Origin of the sequence: Granulicella tundricola MP5ACTX9 (assembly GCF_000178975.2) — a bacterium.
GTDB classification, from domain to species: Bacteria; Acidobacteriota; Terriglobia; order Terriglobales; family Acidobacteriaceae; genus Edaphobacter; species Edaphobacter tundricola.
In genome coordinates this window covers 1,023,173-1,045,079 of record NC_015064.1, presented here as the reverse complement: position 1 = coordinate 1,045,079, position 21,907 = coordinate 1,023,173, and the positions used below count along the sequence as shown (strand labels likewise).

13 protein-coding genes are annotated in these 21,907 nt (G+C 60.9%); 4 read left to right on the top strand and 9 right to left on the bottom strand.

Annotated features, from left to right (window positions below; all coding sequences use genetic code 11):
• The first annotated feature begins 21 nt into the window (after positions 1-21).
• The gene (locus ACIX9_RS04355; RefSeq protein ID WP_013579265.1) at positions 22-1,404 is read left to right on the top strand and encodes a GGDEF domain-containing protein; all 1,383 of its coding nucleotides are present in this window, start codon (positions 22-24) and stop codon (positions 1,402-1,404) included.
• 118 nt (positions 1,405-1,522) lie between these two features.
• Here the strand turns inward: ACIX9_RS04355 and ACIX9_RS04350 are convergent, their stop codons facing one another.
• From ACIX9_RS04350 to ACIX9_RS04315, 7 genes are all read right to left on the bottom strand, one after another.
• On the bottom strand, positions 1,523-5,509 hold the full coding sequence (locus ACIX9_RS04350; protein WP_013579264.1) for a TonB-dependent receptor: 3,987 nt from the start codon (positions 5,507-5,509) through the stop codon (positions 1,523-1,525).
• A 239-nt stretch (positions 5,510-5,748) separates the two neighbouring features.
• On the bottom strand, positions 5,749-8,064 hold the full coding sequence (bglX, locus tag ACIX9_RS04345; protein ID WP_041596940.1) for a beta-glucosidase BglX: 2,316 nt from the start codon (positions 8,062-8,064) through the stop codon (positions 5,749-5,751).
• 122 nt (positions 8,065-8,186) lie between these two features.
• Positions 8,187-8,321, bottom strand: a complete 135-nt coding sequence (locus tag ACIX9_RS24510; protein ID WP_083808381.1) for a peptidase — start codon at positions 8,319-8,321, stop codon at positions 8,187-8,189.
• Positions 8,322-8,364: 43 nt separating this feature from the next.
• Entirely contained in the window at positions 8,365-10,743 is a 2,379-nt protein-coding gene (locus ACIX9_RS23515; protein WP_157477295.1) for a putative bifunctional diguanylate cyclase/phosphodiesterase, read from the bottom strand.
• 1,518 nt (positions 10,744-12,261) lie between these two features.
• Positions 12,262-12,780 carry a DUF1440 domain-containing protein gene (locus ACIX9_RS04325; RefSeq protein WP_083808501.1) on the bottom strand — a complete coding sequence of 173 codons (519 nt, stop codon included), beginning with the start codon at positions 12,778-12,780 and terminating at the stop codon, positions 12,262-12,264.
• A gap of 101 nt (positions 12,781-12,881) precedes the next feature.
• Positions 12,882-13,247 carry a hypothetical protein gene (locus ACIX9_RS04320; RefSeq protein WP_041596937.1) on the bottom strand — a complete coding sequence of 122 codons (366 nt, stop codon included), beginning with the start codon at positions 13,245-13,247 and terminating at the stop codon, positions 12,882-12,884.
• Between the two features lie 71 nt (positions 13,248-13,318).
• Complete coding sequence (locus ACIX9_RS04315) at positions 13,319-14,452, bottom strand: beta-glucosidase (RefSeq protein WP_013579258.1); 1,134 nt, start codon at positions 14,450-14,452, stop codon at positions 13,319-13,321.
• 362 nt (positions 14,453-14,814) lie between these two features.
• Between ACIX9_RS04315 and ACIX9_RS26720 the strand changes: the two genes are divergently transcribed.
• Positions 14,815-15,216: a hypothetical protein gene (locus ACIX9_RS26720; protein WP_232298784.1), complete on the top strand. Its 402-nt coding sequence runs from the start codon at positions 14,815-14,817 to the stop codon at positions 15,214-15,216.
• Entirely contained in the window at positions 15,200-16,990 is a 1,791-nt protein-coding gene (locus ACIX9_RS26295) for an SAM-dependent methyltransferase (RefSeq protein WP_013579257.1), read from the top strand. The genes ACIX9_RS26720 and ACIX9_RS26295 overlap by 17 nt, the downstream gene beginning before the upstream one ends.
• 193 nt (positions 16,991-17,183) lie before the next feature.
• Here ACIX9_RS26295 and ACIX9_RS04305 read toward each other — a convergent pair whose 3' ends face one another.
• On the bottom strand, positions 17,184-18,386 hold the full coding sequence (locus tag ACIX9_RS04305) for a glycosyltransferase (protein ID WP_013579256.1): 1,203 nt from the start codon (positions 18,384-18,386) through the stop codon (positions 17,184-17,186).
• A complete protein-coding gene (locus ACIX9_RS04300) occupies positions 18,383-19,192 on the bottom strand; it encodes a PIG-L deacetylase family protein (protein WP_013579255.1) in 810 nt (269 codons plus the stop codon). Before ACIX9_RS04300 ends, ACIX9_RS04305 begins: the two co-directional genes overlap by 4 nt.
• A 306-nt stretch (positions 19,193-19,498) precedes the next feature.
• Here ACIX9_RS04300 and glf point away from each other — a divergent pair, with 306 nt between their 5' ends.
• Complete coding sequence (glf, locus tag ACIX9_RS04295) at positions 19,499-21,820, top strand: UDP-galactopyranose mutase (RefSeq protein ID WP_198152156.1); 2,322 nt, start codon at positions 19,499-19,501, stop codon at positions 21,818-21,820.
• The last annotated feature ends 87 nt before the right edge of the window (positions 21,821-21,907 follow it).

Here is a 21,907-nt window from a genome sequence, read left to right as displayed (position 1 = left end):
GGTTTATGAGAGCGTAGACGAATGCGAGCGTTACGGACAACATTCATCGGGATCGATCACCGTTTACTTCCTGATCCTCGCAAGCAACCGAAGGTTCAAGCATCCTCCCCATCCATCCTGCGAAGCCCGAGAGCCCTCGATCACACCAGCCTCTCTCCGTACGACGATGCCGGCAACATCGCTGAAGATCTGGAACTGGTCACAACGCAACTGCTCTCCATTGAAGCGGGTGCCCTGAACTTCTGCCCCGCGCTGGAAACCCGATTTGAACATGACACGCGCAGAGCTCGCAGTCATCGTCTGTGGCTGGAAGGAGCCATAGCCATCGTCGCCATGAATCTGGCGCTCATCCTCGATTGCCTGCTCGTTCATGATCATGGCTGGGCGGTCATCGCGCGTGAGACCGCCATGATTACCCCCGTCGCCCTCACCGTCAACATGATCGTAAAACGCAACCCTCCCAGGTGGCTCAGGGAAGGCAGTATCGCCGTTTCAATGGTCATCATCTGCGCCATGAATATCTATGCCGAAGGAAACACCACCACAGCCTCATCCTTCTTCGGCATCATCGGACTCTTCGTGACGGCTCTCTTCGTCGGAGTCGTCATGCGGCTTCGCTTCCCCTTTCTCTGCGCGAGTCTCGCTGGCATGGCACTCGTCGGCTCCTGGTCTCTCAATCACTCGCCCGCGCTCCTCCACGCGGAGAGGGTGATGGGCAGCAGCCTTACCCTGCTCGCGCTCGGTCTCATCTTCCTTGCAGGCATGAGCCTGGAAAACTCGGAGAGGCGAGGTTATCTCTCGCACATGATCGCCGACCTTCAATCGAAAGCACTCACCCGCGCCAATCAGGAGCTGCAACGAGTCTCGTCCATCGACAAACTCACCTCCTTGCCCAACCGCAGGACCCTGGAAGAGCGTCTCGCGTCCATGTGGGTTGCCTGCCACCAGTTGAATGATTTCTTATCCGTCGTACTCATAGACGTGGACCATTTCAAAAGCATCAACGACACCTTCGGCCATCTCAGTGGAGATCAAACCCTCAGAGCCATCGGCGCAGTCCTCCTTCATGGCCTGCGCAACCAGGATGATCTGGCAGGTCGTTTCGGGGGCGAGGAGTTCCTCGTCTTACTGCCTCACACCGGACCCACCGAAGCCATCGAGGTCGCAGACCGCATTCGTACCCTGGTCGCTGGCGCTCCGCCGCGTTCGCGCCGCACGGACGACAAGCAGGACCCATGGCCGGTCACCATCAGTTGCGGAGTCTCCTCCTGCAATCCAAGATCGGGCTTTGAGATCGACGATCTGCTGAGATTGGCGGACGCAGCCCTCTATAACGCCAAGCGCAGCGGACGAAATCGCGTGGAGTACCAGGCTTGCACCGCACACGATCCAGAAGGAAACTAACCCAGCGCAGGACGTCCACCAAACGATCAAAGCCCCGCGATAGAGTGCATCGCGAGGCCTTGAATCTTACGGAACTGAAAGAGGGACTTCAGTCCCGCCTCAAGCAGCAACCAATACGTTAGAAGTTGAAGTGACCCGCCAACTGAAAGTCCCTCGGACTATTAGCCGTTGAGGTCACCGTCCCGAACGTCGTCGAACCGAACGTCGCCACGGGGCTGGAGAAGATCGTGTGATTCCACGTATTCAGGCAATCCACCTCAACCTGCAGGTTCATCTTGTCGTGCAGCGCAATCGTCCGCCGCAGTGACGTATCGATGTTCTGCGCCCCAGGATTGGACAGGTTGAACGCGCTCGTCCTCGGCGCATTGCCCAGCAGGTAGATCGGTGAAGCAGCCAGCCCGGAGACACTCGGCACCGCCGAGAACGCCGTTCCGTCGATATACTTCGTCGCCACGCACCCCGTCCCGACGCCCAGGTTGCAGGCCGTGCGGCCTCCTGCTCCTTGACCGTATCCACCGTTGATCCGTGCGCTTGACTTGGTAAAGTTCGGATTCACATTCGGCATGCACTGGCCCTGAAGCGGGTAGTTGCCGGCCGCGCAAGCCGTCCAGGTTACTGCGACCGGTGTTCCCACCGCGTAGGTATAGATCCCGGAAAGCTGCCAGCCACTCGCAATCGCCCGCGCGACCAGGTGATTTCCGCCAAACTTGCCTTTGCCGAACGGCAGCTCCCACACTCCGTACGCATGGATCACATGCGGCTGAGACACAGTCGTGTTGCCACGTTCGATCCGGTCCTGTTTGTAGCTCTTGCCACCGCCTGAGATCGCCGCGCCCGGAATATCGAAGCCGCTCCGGAACGTCCCGTCATCACCGATGTTCTTTGACCAGGTGTAATTGAAGTTGAACGTCACGCCCTGGTGGAAGCGCTGCTGCAACGTCACCTGCAGCGAGTTGTAGCTGAAGTTGCCCACATTCACGCCCCACGTATCCGTCACCCCGCTGTACTGCGGAAACGCCACAAGTGCCTGCGCAATCGTTGCCGAGGAGTTTGAAACCGCAGCCGCCTGGTACGACGCCGGAATGCTGATCCCCGGCATCGCCGCCTGTGCCTTCGCCACGTTCGCCGGGGTCGCAGCCGCCGTCAGAAGCGGCGCGGTTCCAGCAGAATTGCTCACTCCGCCCAGGCCAGCCAGATAGATCGGGTTCAACTGGTTAGACCAGTACCCCCGTATATTCGCACCCCCAACCGTCGAGTTGTACAGATGGTGGCTCTGGTTCCCAACGTAGTTGATCGCCAGCGTCATATCGTTCGTCAGCGACCGCTGCACCCCGGCGTTGTAGAACATGAAATTCGGCGCACGTCCGGAGAAGTAGGGGTCCGCATACGAAACAGCCTGTGGAGTCACAAACGCCCCGGCGCCATTCACATAATTACCCGCGTTCAGCGCCTCCGTAGCCGAGCCCGGAGTCGGGGCGGTCGGATACTGATAGCCCGCTCCGAACAACGACGTATTTGCCTTGCCCAGGGCCTGGAAGGCTGAACTGTTGTTCAGATAAAACGATGGCCCGGCGTTCGCGCCCGTCGTAATCTCGGAAGGCCCGGTCGCCGTCACGTTCAGCCCAAGCTGCCCCGTTCCGTTCGCCGCACCCACACGTCCGCCTACGCCGCCGCCCTGCGAGTACACCCGCCCAGCGCCAATCCGGAACACAGTCTTGTCATCCGGCGAGAACGTGATCCCAACCCGTGGTCCCCAGTTCTTCCAGTACGTCTTCACCGGCGTCCGGCAGCCACAGCTTGCGCCCGCGCCCCCCAGATTTCCCGCAAACTGAATCGCCCCCGGCGTGCCCGATCCCGGATTCGTCAGCGTCGGATTCAGGAAGCTCCACCGGTCCTTCACCTCATGGAACGGCGGCAGATAGTCCCAGCGCAGCCCCGCATCCACCGTCAGCTTCGAGTTCACCTTCCACGTGTCTTCAATGTAAGGCGCAATCGGACGATACCGCCCACCCAACTCACTCACCGGCTGCAACCCGATCGAAGGAGCCACCGTCCCCGCATTCCCCACAGCGCCCAGCAGGAAGCTCGCATACGAGTAGCCTGAACCCGCCGTGGCCGTCCCCAGCGTCAGCGCATTGCTGTTCGCCGCAAAGTTCGCCGTCGAGTAGCCCGTAAAGGGCAGCGAAAGAACGCCCGTGAACGTCGCAGGATTCGCATTGTTGATCTCCTGCCACTGCACCTGGATTCCGGCCGTGATCGCATGGCGTCCACGCGTAATCGAAATGTTATCCACCAGCGTGAAGTTGTTCGGCGTCGTAATCTGCGTCGAGGTCGCATTGCTGTTGCCCGTATACGTCTGCTGCGCCGTCCCGAAGAACGGTGTCGACGCAAACGAAATCCCCGGAAACTCAGTCGCTGCCTGTCCAACAGGAAGATTCGTGATCCCCAGCGTATTCGCCTGGTACTGCGTCACACCCTGCGTCGAGTTCTGGATATTCATGAAGAAACGTACAAATCCAAACTTCAACTGGTTTGAAATCGAAGGACGAATCTGGTACGAGTCCTCCACGTCATACACCTTCGGGAAGATCGCCGCCAGGTCGCCGCCCGTGTAAGGCTGCGGCAGATAAGGAGCCCCATAGTTGTTCAGATACTGCACCGTCCCCATCGCGCCGATCGTCGAAATCCGATGCTTCGGACTCACATCGAAGTCCACCCGGTAATCCAGCGAGTGGTTATCGAATCCCGTATTCAGGCCGGACGTGTAGTTGTTCACCAGGGTCGCCGCATTGTTCGGATCGGGCAGAAAAGACTCAGCCGCCTTTGAGATCGGCGAAATGTAACTTGTGGGAATCACATTGTTCGTCGGAACGCCGTTCTTGATCCCTTGAAAGGGCTGCCGCGTGCAAACATTGCCCACGCAGTTCGTCGAGGTCGGATCGAACAGAAACGCCGGATTGTTCGCACCAGTCCCGGATAGTCCCCCCGTCCCCACACCGCCGTTTAACTCCGTAAAGTCGCCCATCTTTTCAAGCGCGCTCGGAATCGTATAAGACGCCGGATTCTTCACGGAGCGATTGTGGTACTTGTCATACGCCACAAAGAAGAAGATCCGGTTCGTCCCCGGAACATGCCCGCCAAAAGAAGCCGAAAGCTCGTTCTGGTGATCGATCGGCTTCGGTGCCGGCACCGTCACGCCCGCAGCATTCTTGATCGTCTGCGCCTTCACGCTGAAGCCCCACGCATCCAGTGAAGTGTTACGAATAAAGTCCGAAACCTGTCCGTGATAGCCCAGCCCGCCGGACTTCATCGTAAAGTTTGAAGCCCCTGCACCCGAGTACTCCGCCGGCGGTGTGCTCGTAATGATCTGCGTCTGATCGATCGCATCCACGCTTACCGCCTGCGAAACCACCCGGTTATCCGCCTGCTGGTTGATCGTCTCAGCCGGCAGTCCATCCAGGTAAAGCTGCCCAAGGTAGTTGCCGGTGCCGCCGATGATCGGCAGCCGTGCCCCACCCTGCGCCCCCGGTGCCAGGCTCCCAAACGCCGTAGGATCACGCTGCGCCCCGTTCATCTGCAAAGGCAACGCGGAATACGTCGAGTTCTCGATCGTCAGCCCCAGCGTCGCGTTCGTCGTCTCCAGCAGCGGAGGCTCCGTCGTGACATTGACCGACTGATCCGCCGCCCCGATTTCCATCGCCACATTCAGCGCCGTGAACTTCAGCGCATCCACCGTCAGGTTGCTCTGCACATGCTTGCTGAACCCTGGAGACGTCACTGCCACCGTATAAATACCCGGGATCACCGGCGAGATCGTATAAAGCCCATCCCCCGTCGTCTGCCGCGTCGTCGTCACGCCCGTAGCAGTATTCGTGACCACCACCGTCGCACCCGGAATCGCCGCGCCGGTCGAGTCGGTCACCGTCCCCTGAATCCCGGCCTCACCGCCCGTCTGCGCCGCTGCAATCATCGAAGAGCCAGCCAGCAGAGTCAGCCCCAGCCCGACACCGGCAAAACCTGAAAAACGACTCCGAACACCCATACGCGGCGTCGTAACGCTCACCGCCACACAATTGAGAAAGAGATTCTTAATACGGTCGCGCATGCTGCCTCCACAAACTGTTGAAACCATTCAATTTATCGTTTGCTGTCCGGGATAGGAATCTACGCACCCCGCACGTACGATGTCAATAGAAGAAAAGTTTCAATTTTGTGGAATTGCAGTCCGCTGCCCATTTTGTCCCGAATTCACCTGTCGAGACCCAGAAAGCATCCCCCAAACGACGTACCCCTCCCGGCGCAAACGACACGCGCCGGAAGGGGCTTTGAGCTTCTCGAAAAGATTTACTTCGTCAGTTCAAACGTCCCATGGTTCTCACTCGAAGCCGAGCTATCCCCCACCCACACATCGAACGTCCCCGGCTCGATCCCGAACCGCCGAGTCGCCGCACTCCAGAACCCAAGTTCCTTCGTATCCAGCGTCAACGTCACCGTCCGCGTCTCGCCCGCCTTCAGCGTCACCCGCTCAAAGCCCTTCAGCTCCCGCACCGGCCGTGAAGCGCTGCCCGCACGCTGATGCGTATAAAGCTGCACCACCTCATCCGCGGCCACAGCCCCATCGTTCTTCACATCGACGGAAACCTGCAACGGCCCACCCGCAGCCACGCTCGCCGCACCCAGCTTCAGGTTCGTCGTCGTGAACTTCGCATAGCTCAACCCATATCCAAACGGGTAAAGCGGCGCACTCGATCCATCCCAGTACCGCGTATCCGGCTCATGTGGAATCTGCGTCAGATACCGCGCATAGAACAGAGGCTCCTGCCCCGCCGACCGCGGAAACGTCACCGGCAGCTTCCCGCCCGGAACAGCATCTCCAAACAGAAGATCCGCAACAGCATTGCCGCCCTCAGTCCCCGGATACCACGCTTCGAGAATCGCCGGCACATGCCCCGCAGCCCAGTTGATCGCCAGCGGCCGTCCATTCAGCAGCACCAGCACCACCGGCTTTCCCGTAGCCTGCGCCGCTTCGAGCAGCGCCTCCTGCTGCCCCGGCAGATCCAGGCTCTGCCGGGCAGCCCGTTCCCCGTTCATATTCTGTGCCTCACCCAGCACCATCACCGTCACGTCGGAAGCCTTCACCAGCGCAATCGCCTCATCGAACGCAGCCTTCTTCTCCGCATCCGTATGCAGCGTCGGCTTATCCTCCGGGAACTGTTCGTCGAAGATCGACCAGTTGCCCCGTTCGATCTCCACGCCCTTGCTGAACTTCACCGCGTCCGGCGTCCCCGCATACCGCCGCCTGATCCCTTCAAGCACCGTCACGTTATCCGCAGGATGGCTCGCCAGGCTCCAAGACCCCCCAATATCCACCTTCGAGGCCGCCAGCGGCCCAATCACCGCAATCGACTTCGGCCTCTGCAGCGGCAGCACATTCCCATCGTTCTTCAGCAACACCGCACTCCTGATAGCCGCAGCCCGAGCAGCAGCCCTCTGCTCCGCATTCACAAACTGCGCGTTCGCCAGAGCCGGATCGGAGTAAGGATGCTCAAACAATCCCAGCCGATACTTCACACTCAGAATCCGCCGCACCGCCTCGTCGATCGTCACCACCGTCACCGCGCCGCTCTTCACCTCGGCCGCCAGGTGATCGGTATAGTCATGGCTCGTCATCTCCATGTCGATCCCCGTATTCGCAGCCCGCGCCGCCGCATCCGCATCATCCTTCGCGAACCCGTGCACCACCAGGCTATGCACCGCATCCCAGTCGCTCACCACAAAACCCTTGAACCCCCACTGCCCCTTCAGCGTGTCCCTGACCAGCCACTTATTCCCAGCCGCAGGCACGCCATTCAAATCCATATAAGCCGTCATAAACGTCCCCGCCCCGGCCTTCTCCGCCGCATGGAACGGTGGCAGATAGATATTCTGCAGATCGTTCTCGGAGATATCGGACGAGTCATAATCCCGCCCACCCACAGCCGCCCCATACCCCGCCAGATGCTTCACGCAAGCCACGATACTGTCCGCATTGCTCAGCGAGCTCCCCTGAAACCCATGCACCTGCGCCTCCGCAATCCGAGCCCCCAGGTAGGGGTCCTCACCCGCACCCTCCATAATCCGCCCCCACCGGGCATCCCTCGCAATATCCACCATCGGCGCAAACGTCCACTTCACACCCGCCGCGGAGGCCTCCCGCGCCGCCATCCTCTGCCCCTTCTCGACAGCCTTCGGATCCCACGAAGCAGCCATCGCCAGCGGCACCGGATAAACCGTCCTGAACCCATGAATCACGTCGAACCCAAACAAAATCGGAATATGCAGCCGAGACTTCTCCACCGCAATATGCTGCAGCTTGTTGATCCTCACCGGGTCCGTAATAAACAAAAACGATCCCACCCCCGCCTGCGCAAACGCCTCAGCCTTCGCCCCATCCGGAGTATTTAGAGCCACCTGGCTCATCTGCTCGATCTTCTCCTCCAGCGTCATCTGCCCCAGCAACTCATTCACAAACCGCGTCTCACGCGCATCGCCACCGGCCTTCACGGACGAAGGAGCACTCTGCGCCACAGCGCGAGCCTGCACAAACGGGACAGCGAGAAGGTTCATTGAAGCGATCAAAGCGGCTGAGATCGCCCGCTGCCGGCACACTGTCATTTGCATGGAATTCACAATCCTTAGGGTTAACGTCCCCTCCATCATTCCACACAGGGAAGACTTGCAAAAGGGAAGGCCGACGTGCGCTCCATCTTAGACAAACGTTTGTCCAGTTGTCCAACGCTTTCTCAGACCAGCACACAGTCGCCGTCGCAATCGCAGTTGCAATCGCAATCGCCGTTGCCGTTGCCGTTGCCGTTGCCGTTGCCGTTGCCGTTGCCGTTCGGATTAGAGGGGGGCTTCAGCCCCCCGTCAATGGACACATAACAAAGAGGGGCTTTAGCCCCGGCCCGCATCCAACCACCCTCAACAATCCCGCCGGGCCTTCCCCACCATCCCTAACAGGTCGTTCATAGCCTCACTCTCCAGAGGCCGCGAGATCAAATACCCCTGCACGAACTCACATCCCAACCCATGCAGAATCTCAAGCTGATCCTCCCGTTCCACACCCTCCGCCACCACCCGTTTGCCCAGCGTCTGCCCCAGCGTCAACACCGCCCGCACCAGCTCCACCCGCCTTGGATCAAGGTGCAGATCATTGATAAAGCTCCGGTCGATCTTGATCTCATCCACCGGCAGATTCAACAAATAACTCAGCGAGCTGTACCCCGTCCCAAAGTCGTCCAGCGAGATCCCCATCCCATACCCTCTCGCCTCCATCAGCGTCCGTTCCACCGCCACATCGTCCATCAGCAGCACCGACTCCGTAATCTCCAGGTGAATCAGCTCCGCGCCCAGCCCGCACTCCCCAGCCATACTATGGATCGCCGCCAGCAGCCCCGCATCCGCAAACTGCTTCGCGGAGACATTCACGCTCAGAAACAGGCTCACCCCCCACGCCTCATTCCACGCCGCGACCTCCCTGCACCCGCGCCGCATCACCTGCGCCCCCAGTGCCCCAATCAGTCCAGCCTCCTCCGCAATCGGGATAAATACCCCCGGTGAAATATTCCCCCGCACCGCATGGCTCCACCGAGCCAGCGCCTCCACCCCCACAATCCTCTTCGCCGTCACCGAATAGATCGGCTGGAACGCCACCTGGATCGCGTCCTCCTCCAAATAACGCTGCAGTTCCTGCTCCAGCATCCAGTTCTGATTCATCCGCTCAATAAACGCCACGTCGAACACCTGTGCCTGGTCCTTACCCAGCTTCTTCGCGCTATACATCGCGCCGTCCGCCTTCCGCAGCAGGCTCTCCACATCGTCCGTCGCATCCCCCAGCACCACCCCGATGCTCGCCGTCATCTTCAGCACCCGTCCATCCACCGCAAACGGCTCCCGAATCGCATCCAGCAGATCCTCAGCCCGGTTCCGGGCCATCGCCTCGCCCGCAATCACCATCGCCACCACAAACTCGTCGCCTCCCAGTCGGCACACCAGGTCCTCCTTGCGGCTCGCCCGCTCCAGCCGGCCCGCCGTCTCAATCAGCAGCCGGTCCCCAACCCCGTGCCCCAGCTCGTCGTTCACCGCCTTGAACCGGTCCAGGTCCACAAACATCAGCGCAACCTTCATCTCCGGCCGCACCAGCTTCGTCACAAACGACCCCACATGCTCCCGGAACAGCGCCCTGTTCCCCAGCCCCGTCAGATGATCCCGCAACACCGCATCCCGCAACTGATCGTTCGCCTTGAACGATTGCAACTCACGCACCACCGTCCGCAGCGCAAACAACCCAAACCCGCCCACCAGCGACATGTACCCCAGCACCGGATGCCGCCCCATCACCGCCGCCGCAGCCCCCACGGATACGATCGCCAGCCCCAGCGCGCTCACCCCCTGCATCAACCGCGCCACGCTCCGCGCCCACGGCCGCAGACGCCGCACGCTTCGCTCCGCGCCAGACAGCCGCATCCCGGCCAGCACGCAGAAGATCGTGATCGGCAGGCTCCAGAAGATGTCCACCATGGACCCCGGCCCCATCCCCCTCGCCTGCAGCGCATTCCCCACCCCCGCGCACACCGCATACACCAGCAGGTAGACCCCCAGCCCCCCGTAAAAGCCCAGCTCCGTCATCGTCTCGGCGGAAGAAAGCCGCAGCACGCACGAAAGCACCAGCGTCAGGTTCTGGACGTTGTAGGCCGTCGTAAACGGCAGCGTATGCGGCGCAAAGAAGACGGACGAAAGCAGAATGAAGAAGAACAGAAACGCCTGCCCATGATCCAGCCCGCTCACCCAGTTCCGGGCATCACCCTTGCGGAAGGATCCCGCCCCACTCGTTACCATCAGGATCGGCAGCGCAAACAGCAGCCAAAGCACATCGTCCGGCCAGTTCAGATTCGCCGTCTTCGGAATCACGTACAGCTCGGCCAGGTAAAGCAGCTCCGCCACCGTCCAGAACACGAAAGCCGCCGCCAGCTTCGTCCACAACGACCGGCGCACCTCTTCCCCGCTCTCGCCACGCCGAACCAGGCAGATCGTCAGCGCCAGCACCGGCAACAAAACCTGCATGCCGTTGGAGATCCAAAGCGGCCGAGGCACAAACAGCAGGTCGAAGGTATGCACCACCTGCGCCAGCACAGCCAGTCCCACCAGCACGGAAACCCACGTCAACTCCCGTCGACTCAGCAGCCGTCGCTGCCTCTTCACCGCGCCGCCGGCTCTCAGCGTAAGAAGCATCCGCGCCGCAGCGCCACCCATACCAGGCGAGCCACCCACAAACCCCTCCTCGCCAGCCCTCACAGGCATTCTCCTTGCCAGCCGCGCCCGCCGGCCGTCGCCAATCTCTTCATCGGCAACCCCGCGCACCTCTGCACCCCATCCCCCCACGAGTATGCAAGCAGCAATCGATTCCAGAGAGCCATATCCAACCCAAGAGAGCTATCCCCCCAAATTTACTTCCCTTTCACCCAAAAATCATCGCCCACAAGTTGTACAACTGCATTCGCCCCCAAAGTTGTCCCCTACCGCACACAGGAGCCCTCCCATCCAACGTTCGTTATTCCGCGTGGAGCTGTAGCTGTGGCTGTTGCTGTTGCTGTAGCTGTTGCTGTTGCTGTTGCTGTTGCTGTTGCTGTTCGGATTAGAGGGGCGCTTTAGCGCCCCGTCAACGGACAAGATGCAACGGGCTTTAGCCCCGGGGCTCTCGCCGAAATCCACCCTTATAACCCATTCCCCAACAACAACTTACAACTATTTTCACAAAAAACACCAGCAAAATCACTTGTCAAGCCCCCCCGCGGCCCAAAAAATCCCGTAACCAACTAACTCTAAAGCACTTACACCCCAAAAATAAATGGCGTATTTACCCCATTCAACTTGGTAAACTTAAAGAGTAGACAAAATCTCAGGACGAACCACCGTCGTGAGCCCGTCTTGCCTTAACTCACAACTGAAAGCTCAAAACTCAAAACTGATCATGTACGCCGTTGCCTGTTTTTAGCTGGCAGCTGACAGCTCATAGCTGACAGCTGGAAGAAAACCCATGTCCAGACCTAAGCCGCTTGTTTCGAAGACTTTACATACTTTCACCGGGGGTGGGGAGCCCCAACATATGACCACACAAACTCAAGCGGTCGAAGCACCTGCACGCTTCCAATGCCGCCACATCCACACCGACGGACGCCGCTGCGGCAGCCCAACCCTGCGCCACGAGCACTTCTGCTACTACCACCACACCACCCGCAAACCCATCCCACGAGCCGATCTGGCAGCCCGATACGCCGACCAGAACCGCAACGCCCCCTTCGACCTGCCCCTCCCCGAAGACCGCGCCTCCATCCAACTCGCCATCGGCGAGATCCTCCGCCGCATCGCCGCCAACCAGCTCGACAACCGCCGCGCCGGCCTCTTACTCTACGGCCTCCAGATCGCCGCCACCAACCTCCCACCCCAGCGCCGCGAGGCAGAAGAACCCCAGAAATCCCGCCAACAAGTAGAAGAGATCACGGAACACGAGACCCTCGGCACCCTTGCCCCGCAGTCTGAATTCACCGCTCCAAAGGGAGAAAAGACCCTCGAGCAGATCCTCACCGAGCAATGGGCCAAGGACAAGGAAGAAGCAGCAGAAAAAGCAAGACTCCACCCTCCGGCCCCCGAGCGCCCAGACTACATCTGGAGCGACGAAGAAGAAGGATTAGTCCTGAAAGCAGTAGCCGAACCCGGCCTTCACGAAGCCACAAGCCCCAAACCCGCCCCAACCAAATCCGCCTTGATCGCTTTTATCCCTTCTTATCCCCGTAATCTTTCGTCAGGAACCAGCACCCCTTACAAGAAGCTCCGGACATTACTCCGCACAACCTCAGCCACCAGACCAAAGACCACATGCGTAGCCATCTCGCTCGACCTCTCCCGGGTCGTCTGCTCCGCAGGTTCAGCCGAAAGCCCCATCGCCGGCAGCACTCCTTCATGCGTCAGAGCCATCAGCGTCATCCCAAAGTTCGCGCCCTGCCGAGCCGTCGCAGCCGGATAATACTCCGCCAGCGCACCATAAGCCGCACCCGCAGCCGCCCCGAAAGCCCAGTGAATCGTCTCTGCCGCGATCGTCTTGCTCGCTCCATCCAGCGGATGCCCGGCCACCTTCTCGGCCAGCACTTCAGGAGGCTCAGGCTCCCCATGCGTCCGCGGCGGATAGACTTTCTCAGCCAAAGTCTTCGCAGCCGTAGCCAGCAGTCCGCCCACCAGTCCGGCAGCAATGCCCTTCCAGAGCGACCGCTCACCCGGATGCGTCTCAACTCGTGCCGTCGCAGGCTGGGCAAGCCTCTGCTCAATAAAGTCCACAATCATGTTCTCGCTCATAGAACCTCAGATGCGAGACCCACCACAACTGGGTGCCCCATGTCCCGCTTCTGGGACGTGGGTTTCTCTCAAGCGGCCAACTATCAGAACTACTTAGGATTGACCGTGTACGTCACATACGTCTGCCGCCCATCGCTGCCACGCAACGTCAGCGGCCGCAGCAGATGGGCACGCTGCGAGGGCATCAAACGCACCGGCTCGCTCGGCGCAGCCACAGGAACCTCAGCCTCAACGACTGGTGTGGCCGTAGCCTTCGTCTCCGTCCACTCAAACGAGAGCAGGGGCTTCGTCGCCCCCTCCGGACGTGGCCGTGAGGACGGGTACGCCAGGGGGTCCCGTGCATGAATCTGATCCACCCGTACCGCCTGGGGCGTCGTGCCCCGGCGCGAGCGCCTGTTGATCTTTGAAGGATGTTCTACCCGGTACGCCGCCGCGGCAAAGCTTTTGCTGTCCATGTCTGCATTATCTGCAACACGGCCCTTTCTCATCAGCAAAGGGCGGCAAATTCTGCCCGGCAAACAATGCCTTAAGTCACGTTCTCCGTGATCCGAGCCTGCAGCCGCAACTCCTCCACCAGATCCGCCCGCAAGCTACGCACGTCCCAATCCTCATCCACGCCGATCAGCCCGCAACGGCAGTGCCGATCGTCATCCCACCCCGGGTAGTCCATCACCGGATACAGACACACCCCCACCATCTCCGCCCCCTCCCGCCGAGCCTGCCGCACCTCCGCCGCCACATACCCCAGCCACCCCACATCCGCCCCCATCTCCGCCCCCGTCTCAGTAATCAAAATGGGCCGCCGGTACCGCTCCCAAAGCTCCACCAGCATCCGGTGGAGGGGCTTGTGGTCTGGGTGCCCCGGCGGCTTACGGTCCCCCCCATGCACCCACTGGTTGTTCCAGTAATAATTCACGCCAATGTAGTCCAGCATCTCCGCCGACCCGCCCAGTTCAGGCTCACGGCGGCCCGCGAGCATGTCCCACGCCTCGTACTGGGAGGCGGTGTGGTTGCGAGATTGTTCCACGATGTGCGGGTACTTTTCGACATCGTTCCATTCTGGAACGATGTCGATGATTGGTTCGGGTTGGAGGAAGCGGGCTCTGGGGTCCACCCCCCGGACGGCGCGGATGGCTGCCAGGGAGGCGCGGACGAGCTGGCGCTTGAGCTCGGGGCCGCGGCCCTCCTGGTGGGGGGCGAAGGCCTTAACGTCGCCTCCGACCCAGGCCCAGAAGCTGATTTCGTTGATGGGGCAGTAGTGGGGGATGGGGGTGGGGTTGCGGTCTTGGATGAGGCGGGCGGCGGCGGCAGCGAAGGCCTCGAAGCGGGTGACGAAGTCGTCTGAGAAGATGTCCAGGCCGTGGGGGAGGCCCCAGTGGCAGAGGTCCCAGAGGACCTGGGTGCCGGTGGCGATGGAGGCGTCCAGCATGGGGAGGAAGCTGGACCAGTCGTACTGGCCGGGGGCGCCGGCTTCGATGAGGTGCCAGCGGAGGCCGTCGCGGACCGTTTTTACGCCGGCTTCAGCCAGGAGGGTATAGTCCCGAGCGGCGTGGGTGGCGTGGCCGGTGGAGGCGAGGACGTCGATCTGGAGGCCGTCCCGGCGTTTATGGGTGGCGCATTCAAAGCCGCCCATGAAGAAGCTCGCGAAGCTGTGTGGCATGGGGTTGTTCGATGCAGGTTATGGCGAGGGTGTCCCCCCCTCCCCCCTGTTTCGATCCAAAGTCTTCATTCGATTACAGTTAGAGGATGACTGCGGATGAGTTATTAGCGAGAGAGTAACGGTGCGCCCACCCGGCGCTGTTTTTCTGCTGCTTCTATTTTATCAGGGTGGCGGGGGTGAATACCCCAACTATTTTTGGAGGGTAAGTGGTTGATGGGGTTGGGGTTGGAGCAATATTTTGCGGCGGGGGGGCTTGACACGCGAGTTTGCTGGTGTTTTTTGTGAAAATAGTCGTAAGTGATTCTTAGGGCGAGGGTTATGCGGATGGTCTGCAAGAGCCCGGGGCTAAAGCCCATTGTGTTTTGCCCGTTGACGGGGCGCTAAAGCGCCCCTCTAATCCGAACGGCAACGGCAACGGCAATGGCAATGGCAACGGCGACTGCAACGGCGACTGCAACGGCAACAGCGACTGCAACGGCAACGGCAACGGCAACCGCAACCGCAACAGCGACAGCCGCTACGGAGATTCTTCACTGCGCTCAGATGACGGTTGGGGTGGGGAAGGGGTTTGGGTGGGGAGGCAGTTGGGGTGGGATGCGGTTCAGGTAGGGAGACGGTTGGGTGGGAGGCAGTTGGGGATGGGTTGGGGTGGGGTTTGTCTGTTAGGCGGGAAGTTGCATCAATGTGAGTACGGTTCAGGGCATTTCGATTGGACGGTGGGCTGGTTCACCGGGGGAGAGCTATCGCATGGCGGATGTGGTTGAGGTTGGGGATGAGCGGGAGAGCCTGGGTGATGATTTGGGTGAAGTGCGGGGTGGGGATGATCTGGGTTCGCTGCTGAGACGGGCGACCGGGTTGGCGGATGAGTTGGCGCGTCGACCGAACCTTGGGTTGCAGACGGCTCCGAAGCGGGAGATTGAACGGTTTGCGGAGATTGGGTTGCTGACGGCTCCGCTGCCGGTGAGTGAGGGTGGGCTGGGCCTGGGGGTCGAGGCGGGGACGCAGGAGACGCTGATGCGGGTGCTGGCGGCGGTGGGTGGGGCGGATCTGGCGCTGGGGCGGATCTACGAAGGCCATGTGAATGGGCTGCTGCTGGTGCAGCGGTATGGGTCGGCAGGGCAGGTGGCGAGGCTGGCCGAGGAGGTGCGCGGGGGGATGATTTCGGGGGTCTGGAATACGGGTAAGCCGGAGGTGCTGCGGTTGGTGCCGGAGCAGGGTGGCTATCGTTTTGAAGGAGAGAAGACGTTCTGTACGGGGGCGGCATTTGTGCAGCGGCCTATGGTGACGGCTGAGATTCCGGGGCGCGGGTGGCAGATGACAGTGCCGACGATGGAATCGCTGGGAGCCTCGATCGACCGGAGCTTCTGGCATCCGCTGGGGATGGAGAGCTCGGAGAGCTTTGGGGTGGACTTTACGGGTGGGCGGGTGGAGGCAGACGAGTTGATTGGTGCGCCGGGGGATTTTTATCGCGATCCGATGTTCCGTGGCGGGGCGGTACGGTTTGCGGCGGTGCAGGCGGGTGCCGTGATGCGGCTGCATGTGATGTTTGCCGAATGGCTGGATGAGATGCGGCGGGGGGACGATCCGTACCAGGTGGCGAGGCTGGGGGAGATTGCTATCTCAGCGCAGGAGGCGGCGATGTGGGTGGAGAAGGGCGCGGCGGTGTGCGAGGAGAGCTTCTACCGGACGGACAAGGCGCATGTGGAGCGGATGATCGAGTGCGCGAACATGATGCGGGTGGCAATCGAACGGCTGGGGACGGGTGTGATGCAGAGGGTGACGACCGGCGTGGGGGCGCATGGACTGTTGCAGCCGGCTCGGTTTGAGCGGGTGATCCGGGACCTGACGATGTATCTGCGGCAGCCTGCGCCGGATGCTACGCTGGCTGCGATTGGGCGCTACTCGCTGGAGAAGTCTCACCGGCGGTCTGAGGGGAGTGGAGATGGGTTCTGGAGGGATGGGTTCCGGGAGGAGTCTCTTCCGCCGAAGTACTTTGAACGGATCTATACGCAAAAGCGTGATCCGTGGGAGTTCGAGACGAGCGAGTATGAGCGGGAGAAGTATGGGGCTACGGTGGGGGCGCTGCCTGAGGAGCGATACGAGCGAGGGCTTGAGGTTGGTTGCTCGATTGGAGTGCTGACGAAGCTGCTGGCGGAGCGCTGCGATGAACTGGTAGCGGTGGATGTCTCTGAGACGGCGCTCCGTGTGGCTAAGGGGCGGTGTCCAGGGGTTTCGTTTGCATGTCTGCGGGTGCCGGAGGAGATGCCGTCCGGGATGTTTGAGCTGATTGTGGTGTCTGAGGTGGCTTATTACTGGTCTTTGGCCGACCTGGCGAGGGCTGCGGATGAATTAGCTGCGCGGCATATGGATGGAGGGCATTTGGTGCTGGTGCATTTGACGGAGTGGGTACCGGATTATCCGTTGACGGGGGATCAAGTGCATGAGTACTGGCTTGGACGGGCGGAGTGGAAATGGGTTGGTGGGGAGCGGCGGGAGAGGTTTCGGATTGATGTGCTGGAGAGACAGAGCAAGGCGTAACGGGGAAAAGACGGATTAAGGCGGGATAAGAGGGGATGCCTGGAGTGGATGCTTTCCGGGGATGGATGTGCTGGTTTGGGATTTGATTGGGTAAGAACAGGCAACTGCATAGGCGTCGCCGGGGGTGAGTTCTACTTCCCACTCATCGCGGTGAGACTGCGATGAATGGGGCACGCGAGCGTTCGTGGGCGTTCTAGGGAAGAACAGATAGGTGCAACGGTTCGGACGGGGTTCCTGGGCTTTTGTGGGTCAGGGTGGTGATGGTCTGGGTGAGGGCGGTGATGGTTTCTTCGATTTCGGAGTGGTGCGGGTGGTTGGTTTGAGTGAAGAGGTCTTCGATTAGGGCGTTGCAGTCCAGGAGTTCGAGGAAGCGGGGGGTGGGGAGGCGATCTGCGTGGAGATTCGTGATGCGGTCTTGCCAGGGTTGCGGGTAGAGGGTGAGGGGCGGCAGGTGTTGGGACTGGTTGAGGCGGCGGAGGGCGGCTAGGGAGCGGAAACGGTGTTCCAGCCACTGGGCTGAATCGACTGTGTGGGGCTCTTTGTTGCGGGACTGATTTTGCCAGATGCGGAGTTGACCGGAGAGACCTACCTCGGCCCGGCCATCGAGACGGGCGGAGGTGAAGATGTGGGTTTGGGGGCAGTGGCGGATGCGTGCGCCGACCTTGCGGAGGGCGTCGATGAAGGCTACGTCTTCAAGAGGCTTGACGGGGGGGAGGCCGCCGGCGAGGGCGTAGATGCTGGGGGTGCAGGCTAAGGATGCGCCGAAGTGCTCGAGGTGGCGAGGCCAGGGGTCGGCTGGGTCGGGATCGAGGATGGATTCAAGTTGGGCGACGAGGTGCTGGAGTTGGCGATCGTTCTTGTAGGCCTGGTATGTGCCGGGGTCTTGTTGCTTCAAGGCTTCAAGATCTTCCGGGAAGAGGTTGATGACGCCGCCCACTACGTCGGCTCCGGCTTCTATGGCGGCGAGATTGCGGGCGGTCCAATCTGGCGCTACGACCGTGTCCGCGTCTGTGGAGAGGATGGCGGAGTAAGAGTGCGGGGAGGTTTGCAGGCGATGGTGAGCGGTGTCCATGAGGAGACGGCGGGCGGTGCCTACGTGGGCTTCCTCCGGCGCGAGGGTGCGGGTGGCTGTGTGGAGATGGAAGGTTGGGTGTTGTTGCTGGTAGTGCTGTGCGACTGCCTCCGAGGCGTCTGTGCAGTTGTTGAGGAGGAGGATGACCTCGTAGGTATTGGGGTCCAGGGGCTGGTGGTTGAAAGACTGCTGGAGGCGCAGGGCATCCAGTGTGCGCGGGAGGATGGACTCTTCATTGCGCGTGGGGATGATGATGCAGGCTCTCAACTTTGGGTGAGGCGGTGTGGCGATGAGAGGCTCTGCGAGTGGGGCGTAACGGCTCATGAGGGGAGGGGCTTGGCTTCCTGGTCGCGCTGGCTGGTGGAGAGCTTGTTGTCTACGGCTTTGGCGAGCCACTGCTCGTTGGCCCAGAGACGCTCTGCGCCCTGGTAGCGATGGCTGAAGTTGGCGATGGTGTGGGCAAGATCGTCGTCGATCTGCGAGGCGTAGAGGTGGGCGATGCGGAGCTTGAAGTCAGTGGGATGGGTGTTGGTGCCGTGGACGAGGACGGGGTGGAGAGGCTCGTGGAGGCGGGTGTTGACGTCTTCACGGAAGCGGGAGAGATCGACACGAACGCCTTCACGGGTGGCGTAGGGGAGCTCTTCGTAGAAGGCGGTGGGGAGGGTGGTGGAGAAGGTGAGAGCAGCGTCGCGGGCTACGCGGTGGTCGACGTGATGACCTAAGCCCAAGGGCAGGACGAGAGCCTGCATGGGGCGTGGGGCGGCAGCCTGGGTGGTGAGGGCTTTCTGGATCTTGGGGATGGCGGTGTCGGCGGGATCGGCGTCCATGTCGCAGACGATGGAGGCGTCGCAACGGAGGCGGATGGGCGCGTCCTTGAGGTTGAGATCGACCATGGTGAGGCCGGGGAGACGCTTGAGGAAGGACTCATCTTCTTTCCGGCGCATGGCGGAGATGTAGGAGAGGCGGTCGTTGTCATGGACGAAGTCTGCGTCCGAGTATGGGGCGTAGAGGGAGCGGGTGAAGACGTTGAGGAGGGTGACGCGGTGGCCGGCGGAGAGCCAGTGGGCGATGGAGAGGGAGAGGGAAAAGGCAGCGTCATCGCGGTGAGGCGAGAGCACGAGAATGTTCAAGGTGAGGGTTGCTCCGGTGGAAAGGCGTTATTGGTATGGTATCGGGCGCGAGAGGTTGTGAGCGGACGAAAGATTGATGACGGGTTCTCTGATGCGGCGGGAAGGGTGTGGGGTTAGTCGCGAAAGGGAGTGTGGATGGGGCGAGGGGGACCCAACGCGCGACGGGGTATGTACATCAGAGAGATACCGGAAGCGCACGACAGCGACCGCAATTCCACTGCCACGCGTGAGGGGCTTTACTTGCAAACGACGAATCTTTCTGCGGACACTTTTACCTCTTCCCTTTCTTCTTCCCATGATGGCGGGTTGGATCTGATCTGCTTCAGCCACCTGCGGTGGCACTTTGTGACACAGCGGCCGCAGCATCTGCTGACGCGGTGTGCTCGGGAGCGGCGGGTGTTTTTTTGGGAAGAGCCTTATTGGGATGCGGATGATAACGGGGATGGGACGCCGACGCTCGAAGTGATGCAGGAAGGGCCGCAGTTGTGGGTTTTGCGGCCGCATCTGCCGAGGGCGGGCGATGCTAACGCGATGCTGCGGGGGCTGCTGAAGGAGTTTATGCGGGCGCAGCATGTGGCGCGGTTTGTGCGGTGGTACTACACGCCCATGATGCTTTCGTTTACGGACGATCTGCGGGCTGAGGCTACGGTGTATGACTGCATGGATGAGCTGAGTGGATTTCTGGGGGCGCCGCCGGAGTTAGCTGCTCGGGAGCAGGAGTTGTTTGGGGTGGCGGATGTGGTGTTTACGGGCGGGATGAGTCTGTATGAGGCGAAACGAAAGCAGCATGGAAATGTTCATGCGTTTCCGAGTTCGATTGATGTGGGGCACTTTGCTTCGGGCTCGGGGGCCGAGGAGCCGGGGGATCAGGGTGGGATTGGGCGGCCACGGGCGGGATTTTTTGGAGTGCTGGATGAGCGGTTCGATATTGGGCTGATGGGTGAGGTGGCGAGGCTGAGGCCGGAGGTGCAGTTTGTGCTGCTGGGGCCGGTGGTGAAGATTGATCCGGGGACGCTGCCGCGGGGGGAGAATATTCATTATCTCGGGGGGAAGAGCTATGGGGAGCTTCCGGGGTATCTGGCTGGGTGGGATGTGGCGATGCTTCCGTTTGCTTTGAATGAGTCGACGCGATTTATTTCACCGACGAAGACGCCGGAGTACTTGGCTGCGGGGAAGCCAGTGGTTTCTATGCCGATCCATGACGTGGTGACGGGGTATGGGCGCGAAGGGCTGGTGGCGATCGCGGGGACTGCGGAGGAGTTTGCGGCGGCGATCGATAAGGCGCTGGAGCCGCAGACGGCGGAGTGGCTCGAGGCTGTCACGGCGAAGTTGGCGGGGGGATCTTGGGACAAGACGTGGGCTTCGATGTGGAAGCAGATTGAGCTTGTGAGGGTGCGGTCGGCGGAGGTGAAGGGGGTGGGGGTGGCTTCGTTTCGGCTGGCACCGGTGTCGGTGAGGATGAAGGCCGGGCGGGGGGAGCAGTACGACTATCTAGTGGTGGGGGCGGGGTTTGCGGGGGGGGTGCTGGCGGAGCGGCTGGCGAATGGGCTGGGGAAACGGGTGCTGATCGTCGACAAGCGGGATCATGTGGGGGGGAATACTTTTGATTATCTCGATGAGGCGGGGATACTGGTGCATAAGTATGGGCCGCATATCTTCCATACGAATAGCACGGAGGTGGTGAAGTATCTCTCGAAGTTTACGCAGTGGCGGGAGTATGAGCATCGGGTGCTGGCGGAGGTGGATGGGAAGCTGCTGCCGATTCCGATCAACCTGGATACGATCAACCGGATGTATGGGTTGGAGCTGGATGCGGCGGGGATGCAGAGGTTTCTGGCGGAGCGGACGGAGACGGCAACGAGTATTCGGACTTCCGAGGATATTTGTGTGAGCCGGATTGGGCGGGAGCTGTATGAGAAGTTCTTCAGGAATTACACGCGGAAGCAGTGGGGGCTCGACCCGTCTGAGCTGGATGCTTCTGTGGCGGGGCGAATTCCGGTGCGGTTCGACCGGGATGACCGGTACTTTACGGATACATTCCAGGCGATGCCGTCGCTGGGGTACACGAAGATGTTTGAGAAGATGCTGGACTCGCCGAGGATCACGGTGCGGACTTCAACGAACTATGCGGATGTGGTGAAGGAGCATCCGGGGATCAAGACGATCTTTACAGGGCCGGTGGATGAGTTCTTCGACTATCGGTTTGGGCCGCTGCCTTACCGGTCGCTGGAGTTCAGGCATGAGACCTTCGACGAAGAGGTGCGTCAGCCTGTGGGGGTGGTGAACTATCCGAACGAGCATGCTTATACGCGGGTGACGGAGTTCAAGTATCTGACCGGGCAGACGGCTGCCAAGACGAGCGTGGTGTTCGAGTATCCGCAGGCTGAGGGTGATCCTTACTATCCGATTCCGCGGCCTGAGAATGCGGCGCTCTATGCGAGGTACAAAGAGCTGGCGGACGCGGAAAAGAATGTCCACTTTGTGGGGCGGCTGGCGACTTACAAGTACTACAACATGGACCAAGTGGTGGCGCAGGCGCTGGTAACGTTTCGGAAGATTCGTGAAGCCGAGTTTCCAGCGGTTGAGATTGGTATGCGCGAGGGCTTTGAGGCGTCCGCGACTGTCTAAGCGAAATTCGGCATCAGAGCAAGGCGAGGGCATTTATGCTTCTCGCCTTTCTTTTTTGGGACTTGCAGGCATAGGTTTTTGGCTGCG